Source organism: Angustibacter sp. Root456, from assembly GCF_001426435.1.
Classification (GTDB): domain Bacteria; phylum Actinomycetota; class Actinomycetes; order Actinomycetales; family Angustibacteraceae; genus Angustibacter.
Window position 1 is genome coordinate 50,638 of record NZ_LMER01000014.1, and the last position, 15,164, is coordinate 65,801.

Below are 15,164 nucleotides of genomic sequence, written 5' to 3' on the forward strand. Positions count from 1 at the left end.
TTTCGCCCAGACCGGGTCAAACCGCCGTCAAATGTCCGTCAACTCCTGTCGGGAGCAGGCCGGCTGGCGGCTACGTGCGTCCGAAACGCTCCTGCGCCTGGTGCAGGCTGCGGCGCACGCGCGGGCCGCCGGGCTGCCAGTCGGCCAGCACGACGCGCCCGGTGACGAGGGGTGGGTGCGCCGCCCGGACGACGTCGACCACCCAGGCGTCGTCGTCGACGAACAGCCCGATGTCGTCGCGCCGGGTGAGCCGGCGCAGTCCGGCGAGCTTCAGACGGGCCGCGGGGGAGTAGTCCGCGTCAGGGCGCAGCAGCACGTCGCCGTAAGGCAGTCCGTGGCGACTCAGCCAGCGTTCGGTGTCGCGCCGCAGCCGCTCGGGGCGCCCACTGAGGTAGACGACGTCGTGGCCCGCGCTGTGCGCCCGCAGGGCCAGGGCCACGCCGACACCCAGCGGTGGGTCGTCGCCTGCCGCGGCGAAGAACGCGTCCCAGCTGCGCCGGGCGCCCGTGAGGTGGTGCCTGCGGTGCGCGACGTCGGCCAGCACGCCGTCGACGTCGAACACGGCCAGGGTCATGAAGCCACCTGCGTCGCGCCGTCGCCGCTGCGGTGGCGGACGCTGGAGCCGGTGCGCGTCTTCACGACCTCCAGCTGCTGGTGGATGCGCGAGCGCAGGTCGCTGACGTGACTGACGATGCCGACGGTGCGCCCGCCGCTGCGCAGCCCGTCGAGCACCGTCATGACCTCTTCGAGCGCGTCGTCGTCGAGGGAACCGAAGCCCTCGTCGACGAACAGCGTCTCGATGTCGGTGCCGCCGGCCTCGGCCTGCACGACGTCCGCCAGCCCCAGCGCCAGCGCGAGGGAGGCGATGAACGACTCGCCGCCCGACAGCGTCGACGGCTCACGGGCGACACCGGTCCAGCTGTCGACGACCTCCAGGCCGAGGCCGCTGCGCGCGCCGCCCTTGGCGAGGTCGTCGCTGTGGGCGAGGGTGTAGCGACCGTCGGACATGGCGACCAGCCGCTCGCTGGCCGCCACCGCCACCTCCTCCAGCCGCGCGGCCAGCACGAAGGCCGACAGCCGCATGCGCCGTACGTTGCCGCCCCCGGTGCCGTCGACGCAGCGCGACAGCTCGTCGACGTGCCGGTGTCTGGCCCGCAGCTCGCGGTGGACGTCGTCGTGCTCGCGCAGCGCCTCGGTGAGCTCCAGCAGGGCCTCGTGCGCCTGTTGGGCGATGGTCACGGTGCGCAGCGCCTCGCTCGCGCACCGCTCGGCCTGTTCGACGGCTGACCGCTGCGCGTCCAGGTCAGGCAGCGCCGCGTCGTCGAGGCCGCGCAGCTCGGGCGTGGCCAGCACCGCCTCGGCATCGGCGCGCAGCCGCTCGTGCTCGCGCACCGTCTCCTCCAGGGCCGCGAGGGAGCCGTCGTCAAGCCACGCCTGCTGGGCCGCCGCCAGGTCGGCGAAGCCGAGCTCGGTCGCCGCGACGGTGGCGGCGGCACGCAGGTCGTCCGCTCTGGTGCGGGCGAACGCGAGGTCGCGGACCGCGTCGACCAGGTCGTGGAGCGCATCGCCCTGCGCCGCCACCTGGTCGCGCGCCGCCGCGAGGTCGAGGGCCCCGCCCAGCAGGCGCGCGAGCGAGGCGGCCACCTCGTCTCGGTGAGCAGCCAGCACCTCCAGCCGGGCCCGCAGCTCGTCTCGGCGGCGCTGCGCGCTCTGCCGGGCCTCGATGTCGGTGTCGTGCTCGGCCTGCTGGGTCTGGAGCTCGTGACGGCACCGCTCCAGCGACTGGGCGGCCTGCTCGGCCGCGACGAGCTCGCGCTCGCGTGCGGCCACGGCCGCCCGAGCGGCCTCCACCGACTGACCGGCCGCCGCCGTGCTGAGCGCCGCGTGCCGCTGGGCCACGACGGCGTGCGCCTGCTCGGCGTCCTCGCGCGCAGCGCGGGCAGCATCGACCACCTCCTGCGCGAGGAGCTCCTGATCCTCGTCGACGTGTCCGGGCGCGGTGGGTGCGAGGTGTGGATGGTCGGTGCTGCCGCACACGGGGCACGATGCGCCCGCAGCGAGTCCCGCCGCCAGGGCAGCGGCCATCCCGCGCAGCCTGCGCTCGCGGACGTCGAGCAGCCGGGCCTGAGCCTGCAGCTCGTGGTCGCGGGCCACTCGTCGCCGCTCGTCGTGCTCGGTCAGCTCTCGGGCGCACTCCGCGACCTCGTCGGCGGCGCGTGCCACAGCGCGGGCGGCGTCGACGGCCTGCTGGGCGGCGTCGAGCAGGGACGCCCGAGCGAGCAGGGCGTCCTGCAGGTCGCGGAGCTCGGCCAGCGACGCCTGGCGCACCGGCAGACGTGCGGACAGCTCGCTCTGCGTCCGCTCGACGTCGTCGGCCTGCTGACGCAACGCCGAGCACTCGTCGTCCAGGCGGTGCAGCTCGTCGTCCTGCGCTCGGGCGTCGTCGAGTCGCGTGAGCTCACGCTGACGCTCGTGGAGCAGGGCCTCGAAGTGCTCGAGGTGGGCGCCCGGGTCCGGGGCGCCGACGGCGTCCGCGACGCCGTCGAGGGAGTCCGGCAGGGCCGTCAGTCGCCGGTGGACCAGCGCGGCGGCCTCGGTCTCGGCGCGGGTCGCGTCCGCGAGCCGCGGCAGGATCACGGCCAGTCGCTGCGCTCGCCGCGCCGCGTCGAGGCGCCCGACGGCGGCGCGGTGCCGGTCGTCGTCGGCGTCCAACCGCATCAGCGTCGCCAGCAGCTCGCTGCGCCGCAGAAGCCGACTGCTGAGCTCCTCGCCGGCCCGCCAGGCTGCGCTCGCAGCAGCAGCGTGCTGCCGCGCGGCCGCCGCGTCGGTGCGGGCGCGGGCGAGGGCTGCCGTGACCGCCGAGCTCAACGCCTCGACCAGCCGGGGCCCGGGCGGGTCGGCGAGCGCGACCTCCTCGGCTGAGCCCGCGACGGCCGCGACGGCTCCGACCACGGGCAGCGCCGCCTGCTGCGCGCGCGCCACGAGGGCGTCGCGTTCGGCGTCTGCGGCGGCGACCAGCCGCGTGAGCCGCTGGCGCTCGTCACGCAGCCAGGTCTCGACCCCGGCGTACCGGTCGATGTCGAACAGCCGGCTGAGCAGCTCGGCTCGCTGCTGGGCCCCCGCGCGCAAGAACGCCGCGAACTCGCCCTGGGGCAGCATCACCACCTTGGTGAACTGCTCGAGCCCCATGCCCAGCAGGTCATGCAGCAGCAGGGCCGCTTCGTCGCTGCGGCGAGCCACGAGCACGCGCCACGCGCCGTCGACCAGCTCGCGGATGTCGGTGGAGGCCGGCTCGCGCGTCGTGCCGTGCCCCCGCTTCTTCGGCCGCTGCCACTCCGGGGAGCGCGTGACCTCGAGCCGGCGTCCGCCGATCGTGAGCTCGAGCACGACCCGCGGTGGCGTGGTCGCGTCGGCGTGGTCGCTGCGCAGCCGCGGGCGCCCCTCGCGCCGGGCACCCGGCAGCTGACCGAACAGCGCGAAGCACACGGCATCGAGCACGCTCGTCTTGCCGGCGCCGGTCGGTCCATGGAGCAGGAACACCCCGTCGCCGCTCAGGAGGTCGAAGTCGACGACCTGCCGGGTCGCGAACGGGCCGAAGGCCTCCAGCTGCAGCCGGTGCAGCCTCATGCGGCGCCCATCGCGTCGTCGGCCCGCTCCGCGCCGGGCGCGCCGGTCGCGGGTCGCTCAGCCGCGACGACCCGGGCGCCGTCGAGCGCCTCGGTCAGCAGCGCTCGGTCAGCGGCGGCGTGGGGCTGCTCGCGGACGTGCGCCACGAACGCGCAGCAGACGTCGACCGGCTCACAGCCACGCACACGCCCCGCGTAGGTGCGGTCGTCGGTCACTGCGCCCTGCGGTTCGAAGGCGAGCACCAGCGTGTGCGGGTACCGAGCGCGCAGCTGCTCCATGGCGTGACGGGGACGAGCGGTGTCGGTGAGGGTGACGTGGCACCAGCCGCTCTCGGCCGGTGCGTGCCGGGGGTCGCGCAGCAGGTCGTCGAGCTCGCCGCGCAGCACGTGCAGCCGCCGGGGTACGGGGGCCTCGACCGGCGTCACCGACTCCGCCCCGCGCGGCCCGAGGTCGACCAACCAGCAGCCCTTGCGATGCGACGCCTCGCCGAACGAGTACGCCAGTGGTGAGCCGCTGTAGCGCACCGTGTCGCTGATCTGCTGGCGGCCGTGCAGGTGCCCGAGCGCCGCGTAGTCGACGCCGTCGAAGACGGACGCCGGCACCGACCCCACACCACCGACGCTGATGTCGCGCTCGGACTCGCTCGCCTGGCCGCCCACCACGAAGGCGTGGGCCGCCACGACCGACCGCACGCCGCCCCGCCGCGCCAGATCGGCCCGCACGCGCTCCATCGCGGCGGTGAGCACCGCCTCGTGACCGCGCTGGCAGGCCAGGTGCTCGGCTGCCAACGCGGGCTCGAGGTACGGGAGCGCGTACACGGCCACCGGGCCGTGGGAGTCGGCGAGCAGCACCGGCCGGTCGAGGTCGGCGAGGCGGGTGCGCAGGTGCACCCCGCCGCGCTCGAGGACGGCACCACCGAATCCGAGCCGCTGCGCCGAGTCGTGGTTGCCGCTGCTGACCACCAGACGCGCTCCGGTGGCGGTGAGCCGGGCGAGCGCGTCGTCGAGCACCCCCACGGTGTCGACCGACGGCAGCGCCCGGTCGTAGACGTCACCTGCGACCACCACGACGTCGACCCGCTCGCTGCGCACCACCTCGACCAGGTGGTCGAGAAAGACCGCCTGGTGCTCCAGCATCCCGACGCGGTGAAAGCTGCGCCCGAGGTGCCAGTCGGAGGTGTGGAGGATGCGCACACCGGGACTCTAGGTCGCACGTCCGACAGATCCGTGGCGCCACGACGGCACGCAGGGGACGAGGTCGGAACAGTCCTGCGAACCGGTGGCCGCGGGCGACCCGCCGTGGCAGGGTCTGGGCATGGGCGACGAGGTGGCCGGCGTCAGCTTCACGCGCGAGCAACGGCAGCGGTACCGCGAGAAGGTCAGGCAGTGCCTCGACGTCTTCGAGCGCATGCTGACCGAACGCAGCTTCGAGTTCGAGCGTCCCCTCACCGGCCTCGAGATCGAGCTCAACCTGGTGGACGCGGACTTCTCACCCGCCATGGGCAACGCCGCAGTGCTCAAGAGCATCGCTGACCCGGCCTACCAGACCGAGCTCGGGCAGTTCAACATCGAGCTGAACGTCCCGCCTCGCCCGCTGCCGGGGGACTCCGCCCTCGAGCTCGAGGAGTCGTTGCGCGCCAGCCTCAACGCTGCAGAGGCCAAGGCCAACGACGTGGGTGCGCACATCGTGATGATCGGCATCCTCCCGACGATCATGCCCGAGCACTTCCACACCGAGTGGATGAGCGCGAACCCCCGCTACGCCGCGCTCAACGAGTCGATCTTCGCCGCCCGCGGCGAGGACCTCCTGCTCGACATCGCGTCCCCGACGAGCGCCGAGCGCGTCACCGCGTACGCCGACACCATCGCCCCCGAGGCGGCCTGCACGTCCGTGCAGCTGCACCTGCAGGTCAGCCCGCAGGACTTCGCCGCGAACTGGAACGCCGCCCAGACCCTGCTCGGCCCGCAGGTGGCGTTGGGGGCCAACTCGCCGTTCCTGTTCGGCAAACAGCTGTGGGCCGAGACGCGCACCGAGCTGTTCCTGCAGGCCACCGACACCCGATCGGTGGAGCTGAAGAACCAGGGCGTGCGTCCCCGCGTGTTCTTCGGCGAGCGCTGGATCACCTCGATCTTCGACCTGTTCGAGGAGAACGTGCGGTACTTCCCGGCGCTGCTGCCCGAGGTCTCCGACGAGGACCCCGTCGCCGTGCTGGACGACGGCGGCGCGCCGCGCATGCAGGAGCTTCGCCTGCACAACGGCACGGTCTACCGCTGGAACCGGCCCGTCTACGACATCGTCGAGGGCCGGCCCCACCTGCGGGTCGAGAACCGCGTGCTGCCGGCGGGCCCGACCGTCGTCGACGTGCTGGCGAACTCGGCCTTCTACTACGGGGCCATGCGGGTGCTGTCGGAGGAGGACCGCCCGGTGTGGACCAAGATGAGCTTCGCCACGGCGGAGGCGAACTTCACCGAGTGCGCTCGCCGGGGCCTGCCGGCGTCCGTCTACTGGCCCGGGTTCGGCGAGATCCCGGTCGAGGAGCTGGTGCTGCGCCACCTCCTGCCGATGGCCCACGAGGGCCTGTCCAGGTGGGGCGTCTCGCAGCAGGTCCGAGACCGTTACCTCGGAGTGATCGAGGCGCGGTGCAAGACCGGCCGCAACGGCGCGGAGTGGCAGGTCTCGACGGTGCGCGCCCTGGAGGCGCGCGGCCGCACGCGACTGGACGCGCTGCGCGAGATGCTCGCGCTGTACTCCGAGCGCATGCACGGCAACGAGCCGGTGCACACCTGGGACGTGCCGGGGGAGTAGCTGGCCGGCCGATGTCGGAGGCCGGGTCTACACTCGTTCCTGAGGCCGAGACCTTGACGCCCTTGACGCTCGGGAGGCGCACTGATGGAACGGTTGGGCACCCCACGCACGACCGGCACGCCGGCGGAGCAGTTCCACCACGACCTGCTCGACGCACTCCACGACGCCGTCGAGGCCCGCCTGCGCACCGTCGAGAGGCGCGGGGGCGACATCGCCCAGCTCGGCGACCCGCATGAGCTTGCTGAGCGCATGGCCGCGACGCTGCCCGTAGCGGCGCACCCGTTCGACGTCGAGCTCGGACCCTTCTACGACACCACCGGCCTCAGCCGCTGGTGGGGGGTCAGCCGCCAGGCGCTCGCCGACCGCGTCCGGCGCGGCACGCTGCTGGCGTGCCGCACCTTCGACGGTCACCTGGTCTACCCCGCCTTCCAGTTCGCGCGCGACGGTGCCGTGCGACCCGGCATCGCCGAGGCCGTGGCGGTCTTCAGCCGGGCCGGCGTGGACGGCTGGACGGCGGCGATCTGGCTCACCACCGCGTCCGCCGCCTTCGACGGCGACAGCGCGGTCGACCACCTCGTCGTCCACCGCGCGTCGGCCGCCGCCGTGCGCCGGGTCCTGCGGCAGGCGCAGGCTGACGTCGCCGCGTGGGCGGCGTGAGCGCTCGCGACGTCTCGGCTCAGCTCCCACCGCCCGACGACCTTCGGGGATTTCCCGTGCGACGGCTGGCGCCGGACGCCCCGGTGTTCCGGGCTCACCAGGCCAGGCGATCGCCCTGGTGGTTCTCCAGCAGTGGGGGACGTTTCGACCTGAGCGAGCCGCGCGGCACCTGCTACGTGGCGTCGTCCGCGCTGGTCGCGGTGCGCGAGCGCTTGGGGCCGGTGCTGGCTGCGCGCTCGACCCTGCCTGCCGGCGCGCTCGACGGCGTCGTGGTGTCGCGCCTCACGCTCGCGCGGCCGCCGACCGCGGCCCAGGAGCACCGGGGGGAGCGGGCGCTGCGGTTGGCGAACGTCCGCACCGCCGCGGCGGCGGATTTCGGCGTCACCCGAGAGCTGGAGTCCATGACGCCGTACGACGTGCCGGTGCGTTGGGCTGCGGCGTTCGACGCGGCGGGCTTCGACGGCGTCTGGTACGGCCCCCGGTTCAGCCCCGGTGCAGCCGGCGCGGTGGCGGCGTTCGGGCCGGCGGGCCAGGACGACGCGCGCGCCGTCGATCCCGAGCCGGTGCCGGTGACCCAGGTGGCCGGCGTACCAGCCGTCGTCGAGCCACCGAGGCGGCGCGACCTGTTGGTCATCGAGCCACCCCGCGGCCGGGTCAGTCGCTCTCGATGAGCCGGCGCGCGACCTCGCCGTAGTCCTCGCCCTCGGCGACGTCGACGAGCTTCACCGGCGACAGGCCCGTGCGCGAGATCGCGGCGGCGAGCGCCTCGTGCTCGGCGCGAGTGCTCGCCCCGTGCAGGATCACCGGGTGCCCGGTGGCCGCGTAACCCTGCACTACCGACAGGGCGATTCGCTGGCGCAGGGCCGGGTCGGGGCGGCCGGCGGTGCCGCGCACCGCGCGGTCGAACAAGTCGGTGCGCACCACGGCCGCGCGAGTCAGCCGGGCGGCGAGCCGCTGAGCCACGATGCCGGTGCTCGGACCGTTGAGCACCAAGATGCCCGGCCACGGCACGGTCGGGCGTGGGTTCTCCGCGATGGCGGCGGGGGACTGGGCGCCCACGAGCGGGTCCGCCGGGTCGTCGTCGGGCTCTGGCTGCTCGGGTGCGTCCTGGTCGGGTGCGTTCTCGTCGGGTTCGTCGTGGTCGGGTTCGTCCTGGTCGGGTTCGTCCTGGTCGGGCGCCGCCGCGGGCTCGTCGAGACTCTCGAGCGTTCGCGCCTCGGCCTGCTGCTCCGTGGACGCGGCGGCGCCCTCGGGCTCTGGGGTCTCATCGGTCAGCGACCGCGCCTCGTCGGCGGACCGCTCGACGGTGTCGTCGGGCGCCTCGGGCGCCTCGGGCGCCTCGGGCGCGTCGTCCGGGGCGTCGTCCTCGGCGTCGGTCGTCGGGATCGTGGGTGCAGGCACGACCTGGCGCATCGGGGCCAGGGTGGCGCGGGACTGCTCGCGCAGCACGCCGTCGCGCCCCGTCCACCACCACGAGAAGGTGAGCTCCTGCTCGCTGGCGCCGATCACCAGCCCCACCCGCTGCGGGCCGAGGCTGCCGAAGACACCCGGGTCGCCCTCGCGGAACAGCATGGTGTCGTCGCCGCCGTTGGACGTCGCGGCGAGCACGACGGTGGGGCCCGAACGCGCCATCCGCGCCGACTCCGCGTGGTGCAGACCGCCCTCAGCCGACCACGCTTCGTAGTCGAACGTGAGGTTGTGCTCGTTCTCGACCACCAGCGCGACCCGGGCCACGAACTGCCCCCCGCCAGGGCCATGACCCTCGCCCCAGTAGACGCCGGGAGCGGCGATGAGGTGGTCGAGGACGCTCACAGGTCGGCTCCACGTCACGGGGGGCGGCTGGCAACTCGAGAGCCCACCATAGGCGCTCCGGCTGGGCCGGTGCACAGGGGGCTCGGCCGCCGCCGCGACGTCGCAGGTCAGTCCTGCGCGGCCACGTTCCACCCCACGATCGCCGGCACGTCGTGCTGCTCGCCGAGCACGCTCAGGCTGGCGGGGGACAGCAGCAGGCGCGCGCCGAACGCGGGCGGCGCCTCAAGCCAGCAGCTGGCGAGGATCCGCAGCTGGTGCCCGTGTCCCACGAGCACCACGTCACTGTCTGTCATCAGCGGTCGCACGCGCCCCAGCACCGCTCGAGCCCGCCTCGCGACGTCCTCGAGGCTCTCGCCGGGGGAGTCGCCGGGCACGACGCCGTCGGCGAAGACGGTCCAGCTCGGGCCGGCCAGCTCGCGGATCTCGGGCGTCGTCAGGCCCTCGTAGGCGCCGTAGTCCCACTCGACCAATTCGGGCTCGACGACGGCGTCGCCCAGGCCGGCCAGCTCGGCGGTGCGGCTGGCGCGCTGAAGCGGGCTGACCAGCACCGGACAGCCGCGGTACGGCTCGAGCAGGGGAGCGAGGTCGCGTGCCTGCTGCTCGCCGGTGGGCGTCAGCGGGACGTCAGTGCGGCCGGTGTGGCGACCGTCGCGCGCCCACTCGGTCTGGCCGTGCCGGATCAGGACGAGCTGGTGGGTCATGGCGCGACTGTGCCGCAGGCCGGGCGCGAGGGCATCTCGGTCACGCCAGGTGCTTCAGCGCCTCCCGCCGAGACAGCGGGCTGAGGGCGTCGTGGCGCGCAGTGACGAACGCGCGGACCCAGCGGGGATCGGTGTGGCCGTAGTCGCGCAGCGCCCAGCCGATCGCCTTGCGGACGAAGAACTCGTGGTCGCCCAGGTTCGCGTCGACGACGTCGGTGAGCAGCGCCACGTCGGTGCGCTCGCGCAGCCCGAGCTGGCCGATGATCGCGCACCGGCGCAGCCACCGGTCGCGGTCGCGTGCCCAGGCGCGCAACAGGGGAGCCACCTGCTCAGGATGCGCCTGCAGGGTGCGGCCGACGCGATGGGCCACCTCGTCGCAGTGATCCCACCAGGCCCCCGTGACGATCATCTCCTCGTGCAGGGGGAGCAGCTCCAGCCGGCCGAGCGCGAGCGGAAGGCCAGTGAGCGCGGTCGCCGCGTACCGCTCCTCGCGCACCGCCGCCTCGCGCCACAGCACGGTGGCCGCGGCCACGAGCTCGTCGAAGTCAGCCGGCGGGTGCTCGCGCGCGACCGCGTGCACGGCGGACCGCACGACCGGCACCCGCACGCCCAGGAACGGCATCGCTGACTTCATGTAGGCCTGCATCGCCGGTGCCCGCGAGGGCTCGGCGAGGTCGCGCAACTGCTCGCGGATCGCCTGCACCAGCTCGAGCTCGTCGTCGCCCACCGCTAGCCCACCGACGCAGTGAGCCAACGGTCGTCGAACACGGCCCGATCGAGGAGGGGGTCGGACTCGCCCACGACGCAGAGCTGGTGGGTGGGGAAGTCCACGTGGCGACTCACGGGGGCAGTGTGGCAGCCGCCGGGCCGGCACGAGAGGATCGCGCAGGTGAAGAAGTACGTCCTGTTCGACCATGACGGGGTGCTGGTCGACACGGAGACCTGGTACTTCCGCGCCGGGCAGCGAGCCCTCGCCGAGGTCGGCGTCACGCTGGACCAGGGCCAGTACCTGCTCGACATGACGCAGGGGCTCGGCACCTGGGCCCGCGCCCGAACGGCGGGCGTCGACGAGCCGACGATCGACCGGCTGCGCGTGGCGCGTGACCGGTACTACCAGGAGTACCTGCGCACCGAGGACATCGAGATCGACGGCGTCGCCGACGCCCTCGCCGAGCTGTCGCGGCATGTCCGCTTGGCCGTCGTCACGACGGCCAAGCGTGCGGACGTCGAGCTGATCCACGAGCACCGGCACCTGCTGGAGGTCATGGAGTTCGTCCTGGTGCGCGAGGACTACGAGCGAGCCAAGCCGTACCCCGAGCCGTACCTGGCTGGTCTGAGGCGCTTCGGGGCGACGGCCGAGCAGACGCTGGTGGTCGAGGACTCGGCCCGTGGGCTGCAGTCGGCCGTGGCCGCGGGTATCGACTGCGCCGTCGTCCACCATCCCTTCACGGCGGGGCAGGACCTCTCGCAGGCGACGTACCGCATCGGCGGCCTGGCCGAGCTGAAGGACGTCGTCCTCGGCTGCTGAGGGGACTGCTGCTTCCTCGCCGTAATGACATAATGTGCATTATCGGCGTTTCAGTGTGAGGGGCACCGCTGAGGAGGCGTCGTGTCGCACGTGATGGAGCGTCTTCCAGCGCCGGTGTGGGTTGTGGGCGCTGGGCTCGTCTACGTTTTCGCTCCCGTGATCGGCGTACCCCTCACCGTGGTGGGCGCGGTGGCGGCTCACCGGCGCGGCGATCGTTCGTTGGCCATGTGGCTGACGGTGATCGCTGTCGTCACGCTGTTGATGATCGCGTCCGTGCTGATCCCCTGGAGTCCACAGGGGTGGGTCTCGCCTGAGGTGACCTTCTAGCTGAGCTGGTGGCGATGCGGTCGTAGGACACGCGCACCGCGTCGAGTTCTGCGGGCTGGTCGACGGCGGGTGACGTCGCCGCGGCACGCTAGGGCACTCGAGCCGCGCGGTAATGGTTCGACGCGCGAAGCCCGGCGGTCTACGGTCCGACGCATGGCGATCGAGTTCTCCGCGCTGCGCATCGACGCGCTGGACCCGTTGCGGCTGGCCGACTTCTGGGCGCGAGTCCTGCGGTGGGACGTGCACGACTCCCCTGTCGGCGACGTCCTGGTGGCGCCCGGAGACGCCACCAGCTACCCCCTGCGGTTCGGCCGAACCGACAGGCGCAAGACGATTCAGAACCGCATCCACCTGGACCTCACCAGCGACTCCCCTGGCCACCAGCGCGAGCTGGTCGACCGCGTGCTCGCCCTCGGCGGCCGCCACGTCGACGTGGGTCAGCGCGGCGACGAGGGGCACGTCGTGCTGGCCGACCCAGAGGGCAACGAGCTGTGCGTCGTCGAGGCCGGCAACGGCTTCCTCGCCGGATGTGGCCGCATCGGTGCGATCAACTGCGACGGCACCCAGGCGCTCGGCTACTTCTGGAGCGAGGCGCTCGGGTGGCCGCTGGTCTGGGACCAGGACGAGGAGACGGCGATCCAGTCGCCGCGGGGTGGCTCGAAGATCACCTGGAGCGGTCCCCCGCTCATGGCGCGCAACGGCAAGGACCGCGTGCAGCTCGACGTCGCCGTGCCAGCCGATGACGACGTCGAAGCCGAGCTGCAGCGGCTCGTCGCTCTGGGAGCGACCCCGGCTGACGGGCTCGATACCGACGACGAGGTGACGATGCTCGACCCAGACGGCAACCAGTTCGCCGTCCTCACCGCCGCCGTCACACCCAGGAGTTCGTGACCGCGGACAGCAGCCGCACGTCGTCGATCCCCCGGCGACGCAGCTCCTCGCAGCGGTCGAGGGCCGTGGCCCCGTCGAGGTACACGTCGTGCACCTGCACGTCGTCATCCGGTCCGGACAGCACCACGTGCACCCTGACGTGCTCTGCGGGGCCGATCCCGCCGGGCGACCCGTGCAGGGTGTGGTCGTCGACGAGGTTCGACCGCCCCTGGTCTTCGGCGAGCGCGGCGTCGAGCCACGCGGACGCCTGCGCCTCGCTGCCCGTGACAACGGCGACGCGCAGCGCGCCGCCACCGCCGACGGGCCCGAGGTGGTCGAGCCAGCACGACGCCTCAGACCCGTTGCGTCGGCGTCCGCTCACGTCACCCGCCGCAGGCCAGCGAGACGCGCGCGGGGTGGACCCGGCTGGTGGGGCGCACACGCTATCGCGCACGCGCTGTCTTCAGTGCCCCGCCGCCGACGTACTGGGCGAGGTGCTCCCCGGTGAGTGTCGACCGCGTGGCCACGAGATCGGCGGGCGTGCCCTCGAACACCACGCGGCCGCCGTCGTGACCGGCGCCGGGGCCCAGGTCGATGATCCAGTCGGCGTGGGCCATCACCGCCTGGTGGTGCTCGATGACGACGACCGATCGCCCGGAGTCGACCAGCCGGTCGAGCAGCGCGAGCAGGTTCTCGACGTCGGCCAGGTGGAGCCCGGTCGTGGGCTCGTCCAGCACGTACACGGTGCCTTTGTCGGCCATCTGCGTCGCGAGCTTCAGCCGTTGGCGCTCCCCGCCGGAGAGCGTCGTGAGCGGCTGGCCCAGCGTGAGGTAGCCCAGCCCGACGTCGGCCAGTCGGGTCAGGATCTTGTGCGCCGCAGGGGCGAGGGCGTCGTCGCTGCTGAAGAACAGCTCGGCCTCGTCCACCGGCATGGCCAGGACCTCGCTGATGTCCTTGCCGCCCAGGCGGTACTCGAGCACGGCCGGCTGGAACCGCTTGCCGCCGCAGTCCTCGCACGTCGCCGAGACGCCGGCCATCATCGCCAGGTCGGTGTAGATGACGCCCGCGCCGTTGCACGTGGGGCACGCGCCCTCGGAGTTGGCGCTGAACAGCGCCGGCTTCACGCCGTTGGCCTTCGCGAACGCCTTGCGCACCGGCTCCAGCAGGCCCGTGTAGGTCGCGGGGTTGCTGCGCCGCGATCCCCGGATCGCGCTCTGGTCGACGGTGACCACACCGTCGCGGCCGGACACCGACTCGGCGATGAGCGAGCTCTTGCCCGAGCCGGCCACCCCGGTGAGGACGACCAGGACGCCGAGCGGGATGTCGACGTCCATGTCCTTGAGGTTGTGGCTGTGGGCTCCGCGGACCTGCAGGACGCCGGACGCCGCCCGGACGCCGTCCTTCAGGCGCGCGCGGTCGTCCAGATGGCGTCCGGTGACGGTGTCGGTGCCCCGCAAGCCCTCGATGGTGCCCTCGTAGACCACCTCACCCCCGGCCGTACCGGCGCCGGGCCCGAGGTCGACGACGTGGTCGGCGATAGCGATCGCCTCCGGCTTGTGCTCGACGACGAGCACCGTGTTTCCCTTGTCCCGCAACCGAAGCAGCAGCTGGTTCATCCGCTGGATGTCGTGCGGGTGCAGACCGATCGTCGGCTCGTCGAAGACGTACGTGACGTCAGTGAGCGACGACCCGAGGTGCCGGATCATCTTGGTGCGCTGGGCCTCTCCCCCGGACAACGTGCCAGACGGCCGGTCGAGCGACAGGTAGCCCAGACCCATCGTGGTGAAGGCCTCGACGAGATGGCGCAGCTCGGCCACCAGCGGCTCCACGCCGGGGTCGCGCACCTGGGCCAGCCACTCCCCCACGTCACTGATCTGCAGGGCGCAGACGTCAGCGATGCTCTTGCCGTTGATCTTCGACGCGCGCGCGGCGGCCGTGAGGCGCGTGCCCTCGCAGTCGGGGCAGACGGAGAACGTCACGGCGCGCTCCACGAAGGCCCGGATGTGCGGCTGCAGGGAGTCGACGTCCTTGGACAGCATGGACTTCTGGATCTTCGGGATGAGCCCCTCGTAGGTGAGGTTGATACCGTCGACCTTGATCTTGCTGGGCTCCTGGTAGAGCAGCGCGTAGCGCTCCTTCTTCGTGAACCTCGCGATCGGCTTGTCCGGGGGGAAGAAGCCGCAGCCGCGGAAGATGCGTCCGTACCAGCCGTCCATGCTGTAGCCGGGCACCTTCAGGGCGCCCTCATCGAGCGAGAGGCTGTCGTCGAACAGCGCGGTGAGGTCGAAGTCGCTGACCGACCCCATGCCCTCGCAGCGCGGGCACATGCCGCCCAGCCGCTCGAAGGTCACCTTCTCGGTGCGGGTGCGTCCCTCGCCGCGCTCGACCTTCATGCCACCGCTCGCGGTCACCGACGGCATGTTGAACGAGTAGGCGCTCGGGGGGCCGACGTGCGGCTCCCCCAGCCGGCTGAACAGGATGCGCAGCAACGCGTTCGCGTCCGTGACCGTGCCCACGGTCGAGCGCACGTTGGCGCCCATGCGCTCCTGGTCGACGATGATCGCCGTCGTGAGCCCGTCGAGGACGTCGACGTCGGGGCGCGCCAGCGTGGGCATGAACCCTTGGACGAACGCGCTGTACGTCTCGTTGATGAGCCGCTGCGACTCCGCCGCGATGGTGTCGAACACCAGCGAGCTCTTGCCCGACCCAGACACGCCGGTGAAGACGGTCAGGCGTCGCTTCGGGATCTCGACGCTGACGTCCTTGAGGTTGTTCTCCCGCGCGCCCACGACGCGGATCACGTCATGGCTGTCCGCGGCGGCGACGTCACTCACCGG

The 15,164-nt window shown here is 72.9% G+C and carries 14 protein-coding genes; 6 read left to right on the forward strand and 8 right to left on the reverse strand.

The genetic code is table 11. From position 1 onward, the window contains the following. Positions 1-70: 70 nt before the first annotated feature. The 3 genes from ASD06_RS05425 to ASD06_RS05435 are packed head-to-tail and all read right to left on the reverse strand — an operon-like array spanning position 71 to position 4,820. Positions 71-574 (reverse strand): hypothetical protein, encoded by a 504-nt coding sequence (locus ASD06_RS05425; protein ID WP_056674329.1) that lies wholly within the window; start codon positions 572-574, stop codon positions 71-73. After that, positions 571-3,627 (reverse strand): AAA family ATPase, encoded by a 3,057-nt coding sequence (locus tag ASD06_RS05430; protein WP_056674333.1) that lies wholly within the window; start codon positions 3,625-3,627, stop codon positions 571-573. The genes ASD06_RS05425 and ASD06_RS05430 overlap by 4 nt, the downstream gene beginning before the upstream one ends. Beyond that, a complete protein-coding gene (locus ASD06_RS05435; RefSeq protein ID WP_056674336.1) occupies positions 3,624-4,820 on the reverse strand; it encodes an exonuclease SbcCD subunit D in 1,197 nt (398 codons plus the stop codon). Before ASD06_RS05435 ends, ASD06_RS05430 begins: the two co-directional genes overlap by 4 nt. A gap of 121 nt (positions 4,821-4,941) precedes the next feature. Here ASD06_RS05435 and ASD06_RS05440 point away from each other — a divergent pair, with 121 nt between their 5' ends. The 3 genes from ASD06_RS05440 to ASD06_RS05450 all read left to right on the forward strand — a co-directional run bounded on the left by ASD06_RS05440 (position 4,942) and on the right by ASD06_RS05450 (position 7,760). Beyond that, positions 4,942-6,432 carry a glutamate-cysteine ligase family protein gene (locus ASD06_RS05440; RefSeq protein ID WP_056675019.1) on the forward strand — a complete coding sequence of 497 codons (1,491 nt, stop codon included), beginning with the start codon at positions 4,942-4,944 and terminating at the stop codon, positions 6,430-6,432. A gap of 84 nt (positions 6,433-6,516) precedes the next feature. Next, a complete protein-coding gene (locus ASD06_RS05445) occupies positions 6,517-7,089 on the forward strand; it encodes a hypothetical protein (protein ID WP_056674339.1) in 573 nt (190 codons plus the stop codon). Beyond that, the gene (locus ASD06_RS05450) at positions 7,086-7,760 is read left to right on the forward strand and encodes an RES domain-containing protein (RefSeq protein WP_162248044.1); all 675 of its coding nucleotides are present in this window, start codon (positions 7,086-7,088) and stop codon (positions 7,758-7,760) included. Before ASD06_RS05445 ends, ASD06_RS05450 begins: the two co-directional genes overlap by 4 nt. Here the strand turns inward: ASD06_RS05450 and ASD06_RS05455 are convergent. From ASD06_RS05455 to ASD06_RS05465, 3 genes are all read right to left on the reverse strand, one after another. After that, on the reverse strand, positions 7,744-8,901 hold the full coding sequence (locus tag ASD06_RS05455; protein ID WP_056674344.1) for a hypothetical protein: 1,158 nt from the start codon (positions 8,899-8,901) through the stop codon (positions 7,744-7,746). The two genes, ASD06_RS05450 and ASD06_RS05455, sit on opposite strands and share 17 nt — an antisense overlap. Positions 8,902-9,008: 107 nt before the next feature. After that, a complete protein-coding gene (locus ASD06_RS05460; protein ID WP_056674347.1) occupies positions 9,009-9,602 on the reverse strand; it encodes a histidine phosphatase family protein in 594 nt (197 codons plus the stop codon). Positions 9,603-9,642: 40 nt separating this feature from the next. Then, entirely contained in the window at positions 9,643-10,329 is a 687-nt protein-coding gene (locus tag ASD06_RS05465; RefSeq protein ID WP_056674349.1) for a DNA alkylation repair protein, read from the reverse strand. Between the two features lie 162 nt (positions 10,330-10,491). Here ASD06_RS05465 and ASD06_RS05470 point away from each other — a divergent pair, with 162 nt between their 5' ends. The 3 genes from ASD06_RS05470 (at position 10,492) to ASD06_RS05480 (ending at position 12,348) form a co-directional block, all read left to right on the forward strand. After that, the gene (locus ASD06_RS05470) at positions 10,492-11,130 is read left to right on the forward strand and encodes an HAD family phosphatase (protein ID WP_056675021.1); all 639 of its coding nucleotides are present in this window, start codon (positions 10,492-10,494) and stop codon (positions 11,128-11,130) included. 81 nt (positions 11,131-11,211) lie between these two features. Further along, on the forward strand, positions 11,212-11,457 hold the full coding sequence (locus ASD06_RS05475) for a hypothetical protein (RefSeq protein ID WP_056674352.1): 246 nt from the start codon (positions 11,212-11,214) through the stop codon (positions 11,455-11,457). Positions 11,458-11,610: 153 nt separating this feature from the next. Then, a complete protein-coding gene (locus ASD06_RS05480; RefSeq protein ID WP_056674356.1) occupies positions 11,611-12,348 on the forward strand; it encodes a VOC family protein in 738 nt (245 codons plus the stop codon). Here the strand turns inward: ASD06_RS05480 and ASD06_RS05485 are convergent. Next, positions 12,329-12,709 (reverse strand): hypothetical protein, encoded by a 381-nt coding sequence (locus tag ASD06_RS05485; protein WP_056674360.1) that lies wholly within the window; start codon positions 12,707-12,709, stop codon positions 12,329-12,331. The genes ASD06_RS05480 and ASD06_RS05485 overlap by 20 nt on opposite strands. A gap of 61 nt (positions 12,710-12,770) precedes the next feature. Next, positions 12,771-15,161 (reverse strand): excinuclease ABC subunit UvrA, encoded by a 2,391-nt coding sequence (locus ASD06_RS05490; protein ID WP_235502229.1) that lies wholly within the window; start codon positions 15,159-15,161, stop codon positions 12,771-12,773. Positions 15,162-15,164 lie beyond the last annotated feature (3 nt).

Bases quoted from the DNA above. Each gene is read 5' to 3' on its own strand.
- ASD06_RS05425 (WP_056674329.1), bottom strand. From the start codon at position 574: ATGACCCTGGCCGTGTTCGACGTCGACGGCGTGCTGGCCGACGTCGCG.
- ASD06_RS05430 (WP_056674333.1), bottom strand. From the start codon at position 3,627: ATGAGGCTGCACCGGCTGCAGCTGGAGGCCTTCGGCCCGTTCGCGACC.
- ASD06_RS05440 (WP_056675019.1), top strand. From the start codon at position 4,942: ATGGGCGACGAGGTGGCCGGCGTCAGCTTCACGCGCGAGCAACGGCAG.
- ASD06_RS05445 (WP_056674339.1), top strand. From the start codon at position 6,517: ATGGAACGGTTGGGCACCCCACGCACGACCGGCACGCCGGCGGAGCAG.
- ASD06_RS05460 (WP_056674347.1), bottom strand. From the start codon at position 9,602: ATGACCCACCAGCTCGTCCTGATCCGGCACGGCCAGACCGAGTGGGCG.
- ASD06_RS05480 (WP_056674356.1), top strand. From the start codon at position 11,611: ATGGCGATCGAGTTCTCCGCGCTGCGCATCGACGCGCTGGACCCGTTG.